Here is a 1088-nt window from a genome sequence, read left to right on the forward strand (position 1 = left end):
TGCCACCGGTGCAGATATCCTTGAGGATCTGGCCACCGAGCATGATCTGCCCGCGCGGGTGCTGGACTGGCGGCAGCTGTCGAAGCTGAAATCGACCTACACGGATGCGCTGCAGGATCACATCAACGCCGAGACCGGCCGGGTGCATACCTCCTACGCCCAGACCGGGGCGAGCACGGGGCGCATGGCCTCGACCGATCCGAACCTGCAGAACATACCGGTGCGCACCGAGGAAGGCCGCCGCATCCGCGAGGCCTTTGTGGCGGAGGAGGGCAATGTGCTCTTGTCGCTCGACTACAGCCAGATCGAGCTGCGCATCCTGGCGCATATGGCCGGCATCGACACGCTGAAAGCAGCCTTTGCCGAGGGGCAGGACATTCACGCAATGACCGCATCGGAGATGTTCGAGGTGCCGTTGGACGAGATGACGCCGGAAATCCGCCGCCAGGCCAAGGCGATCAACTTTGGTGTGATTTACGGCATCTCCGGGTTTGGCCTGGCGCGCAATCTGCGCATACCGCGCAAGGACGCGCAGGGGTTTATTGACCGCTATTTTGAGCGCTTCCCCGGTATCCGCAAATACATGGACGCGACGGTGGAGTTCGCCAAAGAGCATGGCTATGTGCAGACCCTGTTTGGGCGCAAGATCCACACGGCGGAGATCAACGCCAAGGGGCCGAAGGCCGGCTTTGCCAAACGCGCCGCGATCAATGCCCCGATCCAGGGGACAGCCGCCGACGTGATCCGCCGGGCGATGATCCGGATGCCGGAGGCGATTACCCATCTGCCCGCGCGGATGCTGCTGCAAGTGCACGACGAACTGCTGTTCGAAGTGCCGGAAGCGGCAGTGGAGGAGACCATCGCAGCCGCCCGCCAGGTGATGGAGACCGCCGCAGATCCGGCGGTGCATCTGGGTGTGAAACTGGTGGTGGACGCAGGCCGTGGCCAGAACTGGGCAGAAGCGCACTGAGGCGACCCCTATTGAGACAGACGGGGCACTCCCGCCCGGCTTCGATCTGGCGATCTCATCCCGTTGGGCCGGGCGCCGCTGACGCGGCGCGGAAAGTGCTGGGCCCTCTCCACTCCGG

Annotated in this window: 1 protein-coding gene; it reads left to right on the top strand. The window is 64.3% G+C overall.

Features of this window, described 5'->3' with window-relative positions; translation table 11 throughout:
* A partial coding sequence (locus A2I95_RS41385) for a DNA polymerase (RefSeq protein ID WP_291738084.1) occupies positions 1–970 on the top strand: 970 nt, incomplete at its 5' end.
* Positions 971–1088: the final 118 nt, after the last annotated feature.

The sequence above is a fragment of the Leisingera sp. F5 genome (assembly GCF_001593695.1).